At 69.4% G+C, this 15781-nt stretch carries 12 protein-coding genes; 8 read left to right on the forward strand and 4 right to left on the reverse strand.

What is annotated here, in order from left to right:
• The first annotated feature begins 40 nt into the window (after positions 1–40).
• From KBX26_RS12925 to KBX26_RS32735, 3 genes are read left to right on the forward strand one after another with little or no spacing between them, the layout of a single operon-like run.
• Complete coding sequence (locus KBX26_RS12925; protein WP_030335149.1) at positions 41–988, forward strand: NAD-dependent epimerase/dehydratase family protein; 948 nt, start codon at positions 41–43, stop codon at positions 986–988.
• Entirely contained in the window at positions 988–2511 is a 1524-nt protein-coding gene (locus tag KBX26_RS12930) for a lipopolysaccharide biosynthesis protein (protein ID WP_210865498.1), read from the forward strand. Before KBX26_RS12925 ends, KBX26_RS12930 begins: the two co-directional genes overlap by 1 nt.
• Positions 2483–3091, forward strand: coding sequence for a DapH/DapD/GlmU-related protein (locus KBX26_RS32735; RefSeq protein ID WP_282102196.1), 609 nt, complete (start codon positions 2483–2485; stop codon positions 3089–3091). The genes KBX26_RS12930 and KBX26_RS32735 overlap by 29 nt, the downstream gene beginning before the upstream one ends.
• A 10-nt stretch (positions 3092–3101) precedes the next feature.
• Here the strand turns inward: KBX26_RS32735 and KBX26_RS12940 are convergent, their stop codons facing one another.
• Positions 3102–4397 carry a glycosyltransferase gene (locus KBX26_RS12940; protein WP_210865500.1) on the reverse strand — a complete coding sequence of 432 codons (1296 nt, stop codon included), beginning with the start codon at positions 4395–4397 and terminating at the stop codon, positions 3102–3104.
• 171 nt (positions 4398–4568) lie between these two features.
• Here KBX26_RS12940 and KBX26_RS12945 point away from each other — a divergent pair, with 171 nt between their 5' ends.
• Both KBX26_RS12945 and KBX26_RS32980 read left to right on the forward strand, forming a co-directional pair.
• Positions 4569–5654 carry a glycosyltransferase family 4 protein gene (locus tag KBX26_RS12945; RefSeq protein ID WP_210865501.1) on the forward strand — a complete coding sequence of 362 codons (1086 nt, stop codon included), beginning with the start codon at positions 4569–4571 and terminating at the stop codon, positions 5652–5654.
• Positions 5651–6979 (forward strand): glycosyltransferase, encoded by a 1329-nt coding sequence (locus KBX26_RS32980; protein ID WP_210865502.1) that lies wholly within the window; start codon positions 5651–5653, stop codon positions 6977–6979. Before KBX26_RS12945 ends, KBX26_RS32980 begins: the two co-directional genes overlap by 4 nt.
• Here the strand turns inward: KBX26_RS32980 and KBX26_RS12955 are convergent.
• Positions 6950–8275, reverse strand: coding sequence for a hypothetical protein (locus tag KBX26_RS12955; RefSeq protein ID WP_210865503.1), 1326 nt, complete (start codon positions 8273–8275; stop codon positions 6950–6952). The two genes, KBX26_RS32980 and KBX26_RS12955, sit on opposite strands and share 30 nt — an antisense overlap.
• A gap of 596 nt (positions 8276–8871) precedes the next feature.
• Here KBX26_RS12955 and KBX26_RS12960 point away from each other — a divergent pair.
• From KBX26_RS12960 to wecB, 3 genes are read left to right on the forward strand one after another with little or no spacing between them, the layout of a single operon-like run.
• On the forward strand, positions 8872–9912 hold the full coding sequence (locus KBX26_RS12960; RefSeq protein WP_210865504.1) for an SDR family NAD(P)-dependent oxidoreductase: 1041 nt from the start codon (positions 8872–8874) through the stop codon (positions 9910–9912).
• Complete coding sequence (locus tag KBX26_RS12965) at positions 9906–11045, forward strand: capsular biosynthesis protein (protein WP_210865505.1); 1140 nt, start codon at positions 9906–9908, stop codon at positions 11043–11045. Before KBX26_RS12960 ends, KBX26_RS12965 begins: the two co-directional genes overlap by 7 nt.
• A complete protein-coding gene (wecB, locus tag KBX26_RS12970; RefSeq protein ID WP_210857618.1) occupies positions 11042–12166 on the forward strand; it encodes a non-hydrolyzing UDP-N-acetylglucosamine 2-epimerase in 1125 nt (374 codons plus the stop codon). The genes KBX26_RS12965 and wecB overlap by 4 nt, the downstream gene beginning before the upstream one ends.
• A 203-nt stretch (positions 12167–12369) precedes the next feature.
• Here wecB and KBX26_RS12975 read toward each other — a convergent pair whose 3' ends face one another.
• Positions 12370–14244 carry a nucleoside-diphosphate sugar epimerase/dehydratase gene (locus KBX26_RS12975; protein ID WP_210865506.1) on the reverse strand — a complete coding sequence of 625 codons (1875 nt, stop codon included), beginning with the start codon at positions 14242–14244 and terminating at the stop codon, positions 12370–12372.
• Between the two features lie 251 nt (positions 14245–14495).
• A complete protein-coding gene (locus KBX26_RS32985; RefSeq protein WP_051708716.1) occupies positions 14496–15746 on the reverse strand; it encodes a glycosyltransferase family 4 protein in 1251 nt (416 codons plus the stop codon).
• Between the last annotated feature and the right edge of the window lie 35 nt (positions 15747–15781).

Consider the following 15781-nt stretch of genomic DNA (forward strand, 5'->3'; position numbering starts at 1 on the left):
GGACCGGTTGACCAGTAAACGGGGCGTGGAGGCGGGACGCATGCGACTACTCATCACCGGCGGTGCGGGATTCATCGGCTCCAATCTCGCCCGCGCCGCGGTCCTGCGGCGCAGCGTCACCGACATCCGGATTCTTGATGACCTGGCGACCGGGCGGATGAGCAACCTCGACGGCCTCGACGTGGACACGATTCCCGGTTCGATGCTCGACGACGAGGCGCTGGACCGGGCGATGGCCGGCCGGGACGCGGTGGTGCACCTGGCGGCGCTGCCGAGCGTGCCGCGCTCGTTGCGTGATCCGATCGCCTCACACCACGCCAACGCCACCGGCACGCTGCGGGTTCTGGAGGCAGCGCGCCGGCACGACGTGGGCCATGTCGTCGTCGCCTCGTCCTCGTCGGTGTACGGCGCGAACCCGGTGCTGCCGAAGACCGAGCTCGCCTGGACCCGCCCGCTCAGTCCGTACGCGGTGAGCAAGCTGGCCACCGAGGCCTACGCACTGGCGTACCAGACGTCCTTCGGTCTTCCCACCCTCGCGTTCCGGTTCTTCAACGTCTACGGTCCGGCCCAGCGGCACGATCACGGGTACGCGGCTGTCATCCCCCGCTTCATCTACGCGGCACTGCGCGGTGAGCCGACCGAACTCCACGGAGATGGTCGGCAGTCACGCGACTTCACCTATGTCGAGACGGTCTGCGCGGTGCTGCTGGCCGCTGTCGAGCGGACGGTCACCCATCCTCAGCCGGTCAATCTCGCCTTCGGCGTTCGCGCGGAGCTGCGCACTGTGGTGTCCGAGTTGGAGCAGATCATCGGCCGCCCGATCATTCGGCGGCACGTGGCGCCCCGCCCCGGGGACGTCCGGCACTCCGAGGCCGACAACAGGGTGCTCCGTTCACTCTTTCCTGACGTGGTGCCAACTCCCCGGCTCGACGGTCTGCGGGCCACCGTCGAGTGGTTCGAGGCGCACGTGTTGAAGCAGCCCGCCTGATGGCCGACCGCCCCTCACGCGCTGGGGCGGCCCCGCCCGTGCTGGTCGACGCGGTTGACGAGGCGTCCGCTGCCACCACGCCGGCGGTACGGGCCACGACGGTGCAGGCGGAGCCACGCCAGGACGACGTGTCGGCGGCACGGCGGTCGCGTGGCCGTGCGCTGGTCACCGGCATCGCCTCGTCGCTCGCCGGCAAGGCCGTCGGCCTGGTCGCGCCGCTGCTGATCACCCCGATCGCGTTCAGCTATCTCGGCGCCGAGCGGTACGGCATGTGGATGGCGATCACGTCGCTGACCGCGATGGCGTTGTTCGCCGACTTCGGCCTGGGAAACGGTCTGCTCACCCGGCTCTCGCGGCTGTACGCCACAGGTGATCGCCGCGTGGCGGCCCGGGAGATCGCGAGCGCCTACGCCCTGCTCACCTGCCTTGCGGTGGCGCTCCTGCTGGTGTTGGTGCTCAGCATTCAGCTGGTTGCCTGGCCGGCGTTTCTGAACGTCGTGGACCCGGTGGTGGCTCGGGACGCCCGAGCGGTCGTCTTGCTCTGCTTCGGTGCCTTCCTCATCAACATCCCGCTGGCCCTCATCCAGCGGGTGCAGTACGCCCACCAACAGGTCGGGCAGAGCAACCTCTGGCAGGCGGCCGGCAGTCTCGTCTCGGCGGCTCTGGTGGTGACCGCCGTCGCCGCGAACGCCGCTCCGGTTCTGGTGATCGCCGCCGCGGTGCTCGCCGTGCCGCTGCTGAACCTGGCCAACTCGCTCTGCTATTTCGGCTGGCAGCAGCCCGACCTCCGGCCACGCGTGAAGGACGTGCGCGCCTCGAAAGTGCGGGGGCTGCTCCGACTGGGGTTGCGGTTCTTCGGACTCTCCGTGCTGAGTTCCATCGCCCTCAACATCGACGGGTTCCTGGTCGGTCGGGTGCTCGGTCTGCACGCGGCCGCGAACTACGCGGTGATCCTGCGGATGTTCGCCGTGCTGGTTCTGTTCGTCACCTTGGTCAACCTGCCGCTCTGGCCGGCCAACGGCGAGGCGCTCGCACGGGGTGATGTGACCTGGGTCCGGCGCAGCACCCGACGGATGGTCTACCTGTCCGCTGCGGTGGTGACACTGCCCGCGCTGTGCCTCATTCTGGGCGGCAACGACATCCTGCGCCTCTGGGTGCGGTCGGACGACCTTGACCACGTGCCGGTCCCGCTGTTCGTCGCGCTCGCCGTGTGGTCGGTGTTTCTCGCTGTCGCGGCGCCGCTCTTCATGGTGCAGAACAGCGTCGGGCTGCTGGGGGCGCAGTTTCTCGGCTGGGCGGTCTGCCTTGTTGTCGCCGTACCGCTGAAGATCCTCCTTGCGGGCAGGGACGGGCTGTCCGGTGTGGCGCTCGCCTCGGCGCTGTCGTACGGGGTCACCGTGCTTCCCGCCGCCGTCGTCGGATACCGCAAGGCGTTGGCCAGCGTCTCAGCAAAGAGATCGAATCCGATCGAAATGGAGCATGATGGTGAGTACATTGCGCGGCATCGTCGTCGCCCTGCGTGATCGGCGAGCGGCAGCCCGCGACCCGGAAGGGTTCGCGCGTTCGATCGGGGTGAACCTGCGCGGACGGGTGCGTTTCTACGGCGTCAACCGGAGCATGTTCGGCTCTGAACCATGGCTGATCACCTTGGGCCACAATGTCTACATCACGGCCGGAGTGCAGTTCCTCACCCACGACGGTGGCACTCTCATTCTGCGCGGAGAGCATCCCGATCTTGAATGGACCGCGCCGATCAGTATCGGCGACGACGTCTACATCGGTGTCCGATCGATCATCATGCCGGGGGTGCGGATCGGGGATCGGTGCATCATCGGCGCTGGTTCGGTCGTGACCCGTGACGTTCCGGACGGCAGCGTCGCCGCGGGCGTACCTGCCCGCGTTCTCCGGAGCACCGACGAGTACCTCACCGCGATGAAGGCCAAGTCACTCGGCTGTGGACACCTGCCCGCTCAGGAAAAGGCCGCGGTGATCCGAGAGATCTACGGCGTGCCGGGGCATCAGAAGGACCGGGCGGCGCGAGCGACCTCAGCCGGCAGCAGGAGGACGACTGAGCCGACAGCTCCCGCTGGTCCGCTGGGGTGATCGGGTCGAATCACCACCCGCCGCGCGGTGGGCGTACGTCCGTCTGCCCGCTCACGTGGTCCTGCTCGGTCCGCGCCCCGGCCACGAACGCGCTCACCGTGGGTGCCCAGGCCCGGTAGTCGAACGCCGCAGCCCGCTCCCGGGCGCGCCGGCTCATCTGCCACCACTGCGCGTCGTCCAGGGTGAGCGCCCGCATGAGGCCGTCCCGCACGTCGTGCGCGCCGGGACCCGCCAGCACGATGCCCTCTCGACCGTCGTCGATGTAGGTCGCCAGGTCACTGGTGTGGTTGAGCAGAACCGGGCAGCCGGCGGCCAGACTCTCGGGGACCTTCGACGGAAAGCCCGCCTCGGCGTAACCCCCGGTGGGTCGGACCAGCACCGAGAAGTGCGCCGCGCGCAGTTCGGCGAGAACACGCTCGCGCGACACCCGCCCCAGGAAGATGACCTGGTCGCCGAGGTCCGTCACCGCCCCCTGGTCCAGGTCGGACATGGCTGCGGCCTGCTCCTGGGTCATCCCGGCTATCGTCAGCCGGACCCGCTGGCGTTCGGGTTCCGGCAGTCGACGGATGCCCTCCACCACCGCGGCGAGGTGGTCCTTGGAGCCCGCGGTGCCGGCGTACAGCAGACGCAGGCTCTTCGTCAGTGACGAGGGCGCCGGTTGGCGATAGTCGGCGCAGTCGACCTGGGGCGGAACCACCAGGACGGGCCGGTTCGGCCGGATGAGACGTCGCTGCAGCGTCGTGGAGATGGCGATGATCCGATCGGCCAGCCGCGCAGCGAGGAAGGAGTGCCACCGGTGCCGGATGAAGTAGGGCGTCAGGCGTCCACGGCGAAACTGTCGGGGGTCGTGCCGTTCGAGAACGTCCACCGTCAACGGGCAGCGCATCGTCAGCCGTAACACGATCCAGGTGGTCAGGTTCCACAACCCGAGTGGAAGGCAGACAGCAGTGACGTCACCGACGGGCACCCCCGCCTGACGCAGGGCCTTGAGTACGCGCAGTGGTCGGCTCTGCCGGCGCAGCCAGCGCCGGAGCCGGCTGCCTCCGCCTGCGGCGACCAGCGTGATCAGACGCAGTTCGGGTGGCAGGGCGAACAGCTCAGGTTGCCGTTCGTTGTCGGGCCAGTCGTTCACGATCAGGGTTGTCGCGCCCGGGGGAGTCGCGGAGCGGGCCAGCTGGAGCAGTCGGTTCGACATGGCGTCACCGTGCGGGAACCGGTACGCCGCCACCATGACCACTCGTGGCCCGGGTTCGCCGGAGGTAATGGTCGGCTGAGCTGGAGAGGTGAGGGTCTCGTAGCTTTTCATGCTTTCCATTCGTATAAAGCGTGTCTCAGGCTTTTGACGGCTATTGCCGGTGTTACTGTACGCACCGATTCGGTTACTGGGGATCAGGGCACGCCGCCGGTGCCGGTCGTCGACGATGGAGTGTCAGTGGAGCCAGCCAGTCGGGACGAGCAGAGTCCGTACACCCCACCTGTGCGAGCACGGCCGATAGTCGTGCAGCACTCGGCCGGTACGCCCGGCGCCAACGGGCCACTGACCGCCGTGGGGCGGGTGCTGGATTCCCCACTCAGCGAGCGGTACGAGTTCGTCCGCATGCATCAGGTCGGCGGCAACGGTGGCCTCAACGTGCCTTTGTTGCGCCAGTGGGTCCGACTTCTGCGGGGGGTACGCCCCGACCTGGTGCACGTGCGCGGCCTGCAGAACGAGGGCTTTCATGGCGTGCTCGCCGCCCGGTTGGCCGGCTGCCCCCGAATCCTGGTCACGGTGCACGGCACCGTGCGGGACCTGAGGCACGGCGGCCACACCTGGCGGAGAACGATGGTGGCCCGTGGCGCGGAGCCGGCCACGCTGCGGATGGCCAGCCACGTCGCCACGGTCTGCGAGTACGCCGCCAACCGGGACTTCGTCCGGGCACACGCCGGCAAGCTCGTCGGCGTGATCCCCAACGGGGTTCCGCTACCGACCGATGTCGGTGCCGTGAGGAGTAGCCGACGCGCGGCCCTCGGCCTTGCCCACGACGACGTGGCCATGATCGCGGTAGCGCGCCTGAACTGGGACAAGGGCTTCGGGGTGCTGGCGGACGCGCTTCGCCGACTGCCGCCACGCCCTGGTCGCCGGGTGCTGCTGGTCGCCGGTGACGGACCGGACCGGGCCGGAATCGCCGAGGCACTGGCCGACGTGCACGGCATCGAGGTGCGGCTGCTCGGCAATCGGCTCGACGTGCCGGACCTCCTCTCGGCCGCGGACATCTTCGTCTTTCCCACCCTGCACGAGAACCTGTCCAACGCTCTGCTGGAGGCGATGGCCCACGCTCTGCCCGTCGTAGCCTCGGCCGTCGGTGGCAACATCGAGGTGCTTCGCCAGGGCGGCGGTCATCTGGTGCCGGCCGGCGACCCTGTCGCATTCGCCACGGCCCTGGAGCCGTTGCTCGACGACGCCGCCGAACGCCGGCACCTGGGGGAGACGGGCCGCAAGGTGGTGCACGACGCGTACAGCCTGCCGGTCATGCTCCGGTCTCTCGATGGCGTCTACCGGCGCATCCTGGCAGGTGCGACGTGACCGACGAGCCCTGTCCCCGGGTGCTACTGCTGGGCTTCACCATCGGGGACGACTTGTTCCGTCACATCGTGGCGCACGACGTCGTCATGCCCACCCAGACCCACACGTTCGCCTGGGCCCTGGTGAGGAGCATCCGCGCCGCGGGCGGTCCGGTCCGTCTGCTCTCCGCGGCCCCCGCGTCGACCTTCCCGCGCAACCGCCAGATCCGCTTCAGGTCGGGGCGGTTCGAGCAGGACGGCGTGCAGGGAGAGCTGCTGGGCTTCGTCAACCTGCTCGGCCTGAAACATCTGACGCGGTTCGTCGCGGTCGTCCGTGCGGGCTCGCGGACGCTGCGCCAGCACGGCGACGACGTTCTGCTCATCCACGGCGTCCACTCGCCGTTCCTGTGGTTCGGGGCCCTGGTCGCGTGGCGACGGTCGGTACGGGTGGTGCCGGTCCTGACGGATCCCCCGGGAGTGGTTCTCCCTGAGGACGGCCGGATCGTCCGGGCGTTACGGCGGCTGGATCACACGCTGGTCCGGTTGGCGTTGCGGCGGTGTTCCGGCGTCGTGGTGCTCACCACCGCGCTCGCCGAGGACTTCGCGCCCTCGCTCCCGCGTCTGGTCATGGAGGGAATCTGCGATCCGCCCCCGGCCGAGGCGTCGACGGCCCACCCCACCCGTCCGCTCGTCTCAGCTCGGCCCCGCGTGGCGCCGGACGAAGCGCCGGCGGTCTGCCGCGACGTCGTGTACGCCGGCGGGCTCACCCGGGCCTACGGTGTGGATCGTCTGGTCGAGGCGTTCCGCGGTATGGACGATCCCGATCTGCGCCTGTTCCTGTTCGGTAGGGGAGAGCTGGAGGAATGGTCCCGGACCCAGGCCGAGGCCGATCCCCGGATCGCCGCCCCGGAGCTGCTCGACCGCGCGGCGCTGATGCCGCGCCTCGCACGTGCCTCGGTTCTGGTGAACCCGCGACCGGTGGATCAGTCGTTCGTCCGCTACTCGTTTCCGTCGAAGCTCATCGAGTACCTGTCGACCGGCGTTCCGGTGGTGACCACCAGGCTGCCGGGCATCCCGCCCGACTATGACCCGTACCTGTGCTTCGCCGAGTCCGACACGGCCAAGGGCCTGCGCGACGTCCTGCTCCGGGTGCTCGCCATGGCTCCCGAGGAGAGGGCCGCTCTCGGCGGCGCGGGGGCCGCGTTCGTACGACGGACGCGCGGTCCGGAGGCACAGGGCGAACGGCTCCGGTCCTTCCTGGCCGACCTGATGACCGCCCCACCGGGTGGTGGTGGCGGGTCGGTGGAGAAGCGCGGCCTACCGCAGCACCCGCGCGGGAGGCGTTGACCCGCTCCCGCTGCGGGTGAGGGCCGTCCACACGTACAGGAACAGCAGGGTGACGACGCCGATCAGCGCTGGGCGCGACATGCCGAGCTGATTGTTCGCCGGGATGTACGCCACGAGCAGACACATCTGCACGAAGATCAAGATCGGCAGGATGCCACCCGAGAGGTTCACCTCGCGCCAGAGCCGGGCGAAGAACCAACCCAGCAGGGCCATGAAGAGCACCGTTCCCGGGAAGGTGAGATCTGAGGCCAGCCAGGGATAGATCGTCGCCCAGTACATGCCCGCAGGCCACCCCGTCCGGTATTCGGTACGGACCGGGTACGCCGGGTACTGGTCAGCGTCGATGCCGAGGTACTGGCTGGCGTACGAGGTGATCGCCGGGGTGCTGCCGAGCCCGTGGGACCAGGTGAACGGCGTTTCGAGGTTGTAGGCGAGGCCGAGGTAACCGTGGGTTGGATAGATCACCAGCGCGGCCAGCCCGGTCGCCACCTGCTCGCCGGCGATCCGCTCGACCGTCGGATTCGCACGGACCCGATCCTGGGTGCCGAACTGGTCCACGCGATCTGCCTGATTGCTCATCATGTAGCCGCAGAAGAGCACGACCACGACCGCCACCAGCACCGTCGCGCGTCGCCGCTTCTGCCGCTGCGCGATGCGATCGGGATTCCGCGACGACGCGATGAGCAGCCCGGCGGCAATCATCAACACGAAGTCGCCGAGGCCCTTGAGCGTGCCGATGTAGAGGAAGAAGACGCTGTAGACGCCGATGCCGGCGAGCCCCACGAGTCGCAGGCCGCTCGACAGTCGCCGCCAGTAGACGACGAGCAGTGGCACGAGCGCGGTGCCCAGAACGCCGAGCAGGGTCAGTACCTGGATGACCGGGTTGGTCCGCCCGGCGTCCTCCTGCTGCTGGTAGACGGTGAACTTGTTGAGGTACGCCCCCGCTGGGTCCTGCAGGCTGGCAATGATGCTGCCCGGACCGGTTGCCCCGTATTCGAGTAGCAGGGCCACGCCGAAGACCATGTAGTAGATGCCACCGGCCAGCACCAACCGGCGAGCCCGCAGGATGTCGGTGGAGCGGGTCGTTCTGGCCCTGGGCGCGGAATTGCCGCGGAAGAGCTGTGCGACATAACCGACGGCAAAGGCGCCGGTCGCGCTCAACACGAACAGCCACAGCACGCCGCGGTTCGGCACCTCCTGCGCCAACGCCCCGGTCCAGAAGAGGCCGAATGTGCCCAGCATCCAGCCGCCGGCCAACAATAGTGGCAGCCACGCTCGCAGCGAACGACGGAACACGGCCGGGGGTTGTTGATTCGTTCGCGGCAACGCCGGCGTTGGCGCGAATCGACGTGTGGTGAGGTCTGGTGTTGTCGTGCTCATCCAGCTGTGCTCCCGCGTCAGTGTCCGCTCCGCCGGGTGCGTCCCGGTAGTGGTCGTTCTGCTCATCCCGGCCTGCACCGCCAAGCTGTCCGTCGGTAGGCGCACGGCAGGACCGAAGACGTGTGTCGTTCTGAAGAGCCGGCCAAGGTCGCAGGCGGACGTGCCGGATGTGTGTCACCAGTGCGTAAGGGTGTTATAGCAAGCGTCGATCCGGTAATTCGCATGTTTCATGAAATGACTGCGACAGATGCCGTCCGGGCTGCGCACTTTGGCGCGACTCGTCGCCGCATGCGGTCCCCGGGGCGACCGACCACCCGCGATCGTTTCTTCCTTGTCATGCTTTACGGCGATTTAGCAGCGAGAAGCGTATCTGCCGGCTGGACATGTCGTTGTCCCCGGTGCCGCAACCGGCCGAGCCGGCCCTTGCTGCGGATGGATCGTGGGCGACGCCCTGGCTCCACTCGCCGACTCGTCGGGTTATGGATCGGCGAATCGACGACACGGGAGGGTTTATGACTTTCGCTACCACCGGGCACCGCGTGCTCATCACCGGCGGCACCGGTTCCTTCGGTCAGACCATGGTTCGCCGGCTCCTCGCCCGCGGCGTCGGCGAGGTTCGGGTGCTCAGCCGGGACGAGGCCAAGCAGGACGCGATGCGTCGGCTGCTCGGTGACGAGCGGGTCCGCTACTACGTCGGCGACATCCGCGACTACGACTCGGTGCTCAAGGCCAGCCGAGGCATCGACTACATCTTCCACGCCGCCGCCCTCAAGCAGGTGCCGTCGTGCGAGTTCTTCCCCCTCGAGGCAGTACGGACGAACGTGCTGGGCAGCAGCAACGTCGTCGAGGCCGCCGAGCGCAACGGCGTCGGGTCGGTGGTGGTGCTCAGCACCGACAAGGCCGTCTACCCGGTGAACGCGATGGGCATGAGCAAGGCGATGATGGAGAAGGTCGTCCAGGCGCACGCCCGGAACAATCCGAACAGCGCCACCACCATCTCCTGCGTGCGGTACGGCAATGTCATGTACTCGCGTGGGTCGGTGATTCCGCTCTTCATCGAGCAGATCAAGGCGGGCCGGGCGCCCACCGTGACCGATCCGGGAATGACCCGGTTCGTGATGTCGTTGGCGGACTCCGTCGAGCTGGTCGAGCACGCGTTCCAGCACGCGCGGCCGGGTGACATCTTCATCCGCAAGGCCGCGGCGTGCACCGTCGGCGACCTGGCCGAGGCGGTGTGTCAGCTCTTCGACGTACCCGCCAAGCTCGATGTGATCGGCATTCGACACGGCGAGAAGCAGGCCGAGACGCTGGCCAGTCGGGAGGAACTCGCCCAGGCCGAGGACTTCGGAGACTTTCTCCGGGTGCCGCTGGACGGTCGCGATCTCAACTACGCGCTCTACGTCTCCGAGGGCGAGTTCGGTGCCGGGCTGACCGAGGACTTCAACTCGTCGAACGCGCCGCAGCTCGGCGTACCCGAGCTTGTCGAATTGCTGAAGACGCTGCCCGAGGTGCGCGCGGAGCTGGCGCTGCGAGACCCGGTGTTGGCGTGCTGAAGCTCGCCGTCACCGGCGGCGGAGGTTTTCTCGGCTGGCACGTCCGGGTGCTGCTGCGCGCGCTGGGGTGGCCGGAGCCGACAGTGCTCAGCCGTGTCGACCTGGCCGACCCGGGAGTGATCGCGGCGAAGATCGCCGGCCACGACCGCCTGCTGCACCTGGCCGGCGTCAACCGGGGCGACGCCGCCGAGGTCGCCGCCGGCAACATCCAGCTCGCCACCCAACTCGCCGACGGGCTCAAGCACTGCGCGAACCCGCCGGCGCGGGTGGTCTACGCCAATTCGGTGCAGGCCGGCAACGGCACACCGTACGGCGACGCCAAGGCCGAGGCGGCGCGGGTGCTGGCGGACACCGGCGTCGACCTCGACGACGTGTTGCTGCCGAACCTGTACGGCGAGCACGGGCGACCGCACTACAACTCGGCGGTGGCGACCTTCTGCCGGCTGCTCGCCGAGGGTGGGCGGCCCGAGGTGCACGCCGACCGTGAACTGAGCCTGGTGCACGTCACCGATGCCGCCGCCCGGCTCATCGGGCTGTCCCGCGGGGGGTCGTGGGATCCGGCCATGCCGGCGCTGCGTGTCGGCGTCCAAGCCTTGGCGGACCGGCTCGCCGGGATGGCCGCGACGTACCGGACCGGGGAGATCCCGTCCCTGCTGAACCGGCACGACGTGCGGCTGTTCAACACCTACCGGTCGCACTGCTTCCCGGCGCACTACCCGATGGCGTTGCCCCGGCGAGCGGACGCCCGCGGCGAACTGGTCGAGACGGTCAAGGCGCACGGCGGGGCGGGGCAGTCGTTCTGCTCCACCACCCGGCCCGGGATCACCCGGGGAGAACACTTCCACCTGGCGAAGGTGGAGCGGTTCGTGGTGCTGCGCGGCTCGGCCGAGATCAGCCTGCGCCGGGTCGGCGACCACGAGGTGCTGCGGTTCCCGGTGAGCGGTGCCGAGCCAACCCTCGTCGACATGCCCACGATGTGGGTGCACAAGCTGGTGAACACCGGTGTTGACGAACTGGTGACGATGTTCTGGACCAACGAGCTTTTCGACCCGGACCGGCCGGACACCTGGGCGGAGCCGGTGGAGGCGGCCCGGACGGCGCCCCTGGCGGCAGCAGAGAGAGGGCGGGCATGACCCGGATCATGACTGTCGTCGGCACCCGGCCGGAGATCATCAGGCTCTCCCGGGTGCTCGCGCGACTCGACGACACGGTGGAGCACACGCTGGTGCACACCGGGCAGAACTGGGACAGCACCCTGTCGGACGTGTTCTTCAAGGAGCTGCGGCTGCGGGAGCCGGACCGCTTTCTCCGGGTCGACACCTCGTCGCTGGGGAGGGTCCTCGGCGGGGTGCTCGTCGGCATGGAGACCGCGATCGCCGAGGAGCGACCCGACGCCCTGCTGGTGCTCGGTGACACCAACAGTTGCATCGCCGCGCTGATGGCCCGCCGGATGCGGGTGCCGGTCTATCACATGGAGGCCGGCAACCGGTGCTTCGACCTGAACGTGCCGGAGGAGACCAACCGCCGCCTGGTCGACCACGTGGCCGACTTCAACCTCGTCTACACCGAACACGCCCGGCGTAACCTGCTCGCCGAGGGCCTGCACCCACGCCGCATCCTGCACACCGGCTCACCCATGCGGGAGGTGCTGGAGCACTACCGGACTCCGATCGCCAGCTCGACCATCCTGCGTCAACTGGAACTCGACCAGGGCCGGTACTTCCTGGTGAGCGCGCACCGGGAGGAGAACGTGGACCGCCCCGAGCGGCTCCAGCGGTTGCTGGACTGCCTGGTCGCGGTTCGCGACCGGTGGGGCTTCCCCGTGCTGGTCTCCACCCACCCGCGCACCCGTAAGCGGCTGGAGGCGCTGGCCCCGGATGCCAGCGCACTGGACGGCATCGCCTTCCACGACCCGTTCGGCCTGCTGGACTACGTGCACCTGCAGACGAAGGCGTTCTGCACCCTGTCCGACAGCGGGACGATCAGCGAGGAGGCCGCCATCCTCGGCTTTCCCGCGGTGACGTTGCGCGAGTCGATCGAACGCCCGGAGGCCCTCGACGCGGGCGGCATCATCATGACCGGCCTCGACCCGCTGGGCGTGGTCGAGGCGGTCGAGGTGACGGTGGCGCAGGTCGCCGCCGAGGGGGTGCCCTGCCCGGCCGATTACCAGGTGCCCGACACCTCCCGGCGGGTGGTGGACTTCATCCTCTCCACAGTGCGCCGGCACCACGACTGGGCGGGCATCCGCCGCTGACCAACTCGGCACCAGGGCCGGCGATCACGAACGCGTGATCGCCGGCCCTGGTCGCTGTGCGCCTGGACCTCGCCGGACTCCCGGCCCTGGGCCGCGCGCTGGTGCGCCGTGACGGCGGGACGCCCCCGTGGGCGAACGGAACGGGGTGACGCCCGCGTGGCGTCACCCCGTTCAGCCCCGCCGTGGCGACGGGGTCGATCAGATCAGTGCGACTGCAGGGGCACGCCCCGCGGGCCCTTCACCGCCGGAGCGACCGGCTGGGCGCAGAGCAGCGCGAGCTGCTCGATGATCTTCGCCGGGTCGTCGTACGGGTCGAGCCCGCTCACCTCCATCGGGTCGAGCGGCGGCACGGCCACGTGGGACACCAGGGGGTGGAACGGTCGGGTGTCGACCTCACCGACGCCGAGCAGGTCCTCGTGCAGCTTCTCGCCCGGCCGCAGCCCGGTGTAGACGATGGGCACGGAGCTGGCGGCCTGCTCGGCCATCTGACGCGCCAGGTCGACGATCCGGACCGGTTCGCCCATGTCGAGCACCAGCGCCTCGCCGTCTCGGCCGATCTCGGCAGCCTGGAGCACCAGGTGGACGGCCTCCTGAATGGTCATCAGATAGCGGGTGACGTCCGGGTGGGTGACGGTCAGTGGCTTCCCTGCCTCGATCTGCCGCTGGAAGGCCGTCACCACCGAGCCGCGGCTGCTCAGCACGTTGCCGAAGCGAACGCTGAGGAACGTGCCCGGGAACCGGGACGCGGCGTGAGCTGTCAACTGTTCGGTGATGCGCTTCGAGTAGCCGAGGACGCTGATGGGGTTGGCTGCCTTGTCGGTGGAGATGTTGACGAACTTCGCCACGTCCTGGCAGGCGTCCAGCACCGACAGGGTGCCCCAGACGTTCGCCTTGACCGCCTCGCCCGGGTGCCGTTGCAGCAGGGTCAGGTGTTTGAGCGCCGCCGCATGAAAGATGATCTCCGGACGGCGTTCCCGCATGATCCGCCGGATGCCCTCGTCGTCGCGCAGGTCGGCGAGGATCAGTTCGGGGCCGTCCAGCATGGCCCGTCCGGCGAGCGACATCTGCAGGCCGTGCAGGGCCGACTCGTCCCGGTCCAGCATCATCAGCTCGCCCGGGTTGGCCTTCATCACCTGACGGCAGAGTTCGGAGCCGATCGACCCGCCGGCGCCGGTGACGAGGATCCGTCGGCCGGTCAGGCTGTTGGTGCTCAGCGGCAGGTCGCCGACCACCTGCCGGCGGCCGAGCAGGTCGCTGACCTCCACGTCCCGGACGTCGGTGACGGTGATCCGGTGGTCGACAAGGTCCCGCACCGGGGGCAGCACCTTGAAGACCGCGCCGGCCTCGAGGGTGGCCTCGCGGATCTGGCGGATCAGCGCGGCGTCCGCGTTGGCCACCGAGAAGATGACGGCGGTGGCGCCGGTACGGCGGACCGAGGCGGCCACGTCGTGCCGTCCACCCAGCACCCGCACCCCACCGATGCGCAGGTCACGTTTGTCGGCGTCGTCGTCGAGCGCGCCGACCGGCAGGTACCGGCCGCGCGGGTCGCTGAGCATGGCGCGGAGCAGCCCTTGACCGGCGTCACCCATCCCGAACAGCAGCACCGGCGTCGACGACCTGACATCCGGGCGCATGGCGAGGTCGTGTCGGTGCCGGTACACGAACCGGCTACCGAGCATGAGCAGTAGCGCGAGTGCGCCGCCGACCAGCGGGGTGCTCGCCGGCACCGGCCGATCGCCGGACGGCAGGAGCCCGAGCAGCAGGATGGCGGCCGTCGTGATGGTGGTGCCGGCGACGCCCTGGACCTCCTGAAGGCTGCCCAGCGGGTGCCGTCCGGAGTAGAGCCGGCGCAACGCCGCCACCGCCACGTGCAGGACCGCCGCGGCCAGTCCGACCGCCGCGGCCCGGCCGAGCTGGCCGGGAGGGAGCTGGAACTCGAACCGGGTCCAGGCGGCGGCCACCAGACCACCGACCCAGGCGGCGGTGTCGGCCGCGAGAAATCCGATGGCGCGCCGGCGGGCCCTGGCCCGCCGGGTCCGCTGGTCCGGCCGCTCCGTGTGCTCCGTGTCCTGGGGCATGTACTGGCTCCCTGTCCCGATCTCCGACTCTTCCGCCGCCCGGCAGAAGGAGCTTTGCGCTCTTTGTCCTTGTTACAGGGCGAAGCAGCTGCTCTGGCCGTGTTTCGGGTTATCTGAGCTGAAGATCCGGCTATCCTATTGGCCGCCCAGTGCGCCTGGCTGCTGTAGCGGCCTCAGCCACCGCCGTTCGGCCTGGCCACTGGGTGCCACCGGGTGAGCCGTCTTCCTCGACAACGCCACCGGCACCGTGATCAGCCGGCGGCCGGGACGTGGCCCCGGACCGCCTTCTCCAGGTGCATGGCGAGCGCGACGCTGCCGACCCGCTCGGAGAGCCGTTCCAGGTAGAACTGCCGACCGCCGCGGCCCAGTTCCTCGCGTTTCTCAGCGCCCAACTCGTACATCCGACGGATCGCGTCGGCCAGTGCGTAGGGGTCGCCGGGAGGGGCGACGAACCCGGCACCGGACTCGTCGACGAGCCGGGCCGCGTCACCCGCCAGAGCGGCCACGATGGGACGTCCGCACGCCAGGGTGCTCTGCACCTTGCTGGGCATGATCGACCGGAGGAGGGGCTGATCGCGCAGGGAGATCAACTGGACGTCACCGAGCGGCATCAGCTCGACCATCCGCTCGACCGGCTGCTGGCCGAGGAACACCACCCGGCCGGGCGCGTACCGTGCCGCCGATTCGCGCAGCCGGCGTTCCTCCACACCGCTGCCGGCGAACACGAGTGTCAGGTCCGGGATGTCGGCGAGATGCTCCAGGGCGTCGACGGCGACGTCGAGCCCTTGGAGGTTTCCCATGCTCCCGGCGTACATGACGACGAAGCCCTTCAGCCCGAGGGCCGCCGCCAACTGGGGATCAGGTGTTCGCGGCCGGAAGAGGCGCTCGTCGACCCAGTTGTAGACGACCGAGAGTTTGTCCCGGGGGACACCTCGGTTGCTCAGGATGTCGGCCATGCCAGGGGCGATGACCGCCACCGAGGACGCGCCCCGGTGCGCCGCGTCGCAGAACCTGTTGAGCCACCGGACGATCAGGTCGGTGCGACGGCCCGGGCGCACGTAGTCGCTCTCCGCCAGGGTGTCCGGCCAGAGATCCTCCATGAGAATCACGTACGGGCGTCCGTGCAGCCAACGGGCCACCATCGCGGGCAGCGTCACCGTCGCCGGCGACGAGTAGACCAGCCACACGTCGACCTTGCGGAGCAGGTCCAGCCGGGCCGCGGCGGAGGCCGCGAAGCTGAGATAGTTGGCGGCCCGCCCGAGCGCCGACCGGTCGTGACTGGGCACCAGCGGCACCCGGTGCACCGAGACGCCGTTCATCATCTCGAAGCGGTAGGGGCGCAGCCGGTAGCCCGGAGACAGCCGGCCGGACGGATAGTTCGGGAAGCCGGTGAGCACGTGCACCTCGTGCCCGAGGGCGACGAGCGACCGGCTGATGATCCCCGGAACGACGGCGGAGCCACCCTCCGGGTCGTACCACTGGGTGATGATCCCGATTCTCACCGCGCTGCCACCGTGGCCGGAGCAGCAAAGGAACC

The sequence above is a fragment of the Micromonospora sp. C97 genome, from assembly GCF_018070385.1.
In the GTDB taxonomy this organism is placed as follows: domain Bacteria; phylum Actinomycetota; class Actinomycetes; order Mycobacteriales; family Micromonosporaceae; genus Micromonospora; species Micromonospora parva.

Coding starts and splice junctions, on each gene's coding strand:
- KBX26_RS12925 (WP_030335149.1), top strand. CDS start 41: ATGCGACTACTCATCACCGGCGGTGCGGGATTCATCGGCTCCAATCTC.
- KBX26_RS12930 (WP_210865498.1), top strand. CDS start 988: ATGGCCGACCGCCCCTCACGCGCTGGGGCGGCCCCGCCCGTGCTGGTC.
- KBX26_RS12940 (WP_210865500.1), bottom strand. CDS start 4,397: ATGAAAAGCTACGAGACCCTCACCTCTCCAGCTCAGCCGACCATTACC.
- KBX26_RS12960 (WP_210865504.1), top strand. CDS start 8,872: ATGACTTTCGCTACCACCGGGCACCGCGTGCTCATCACCGGCGGCACC.
- wecB (WP_210857618.1), top strand. CDS start 11,042: ATGACCCGGATCATGACTGTCGTCGGCACCCGGCCGGAGATCATCAGG.
- KBX26_RS12975 (WP_210865506.1), bottom strand. CDS start 14,244: ATGCCCCAGGACACGGAGCACACGGAGCGGCCGGACCAGCGGACCCGG.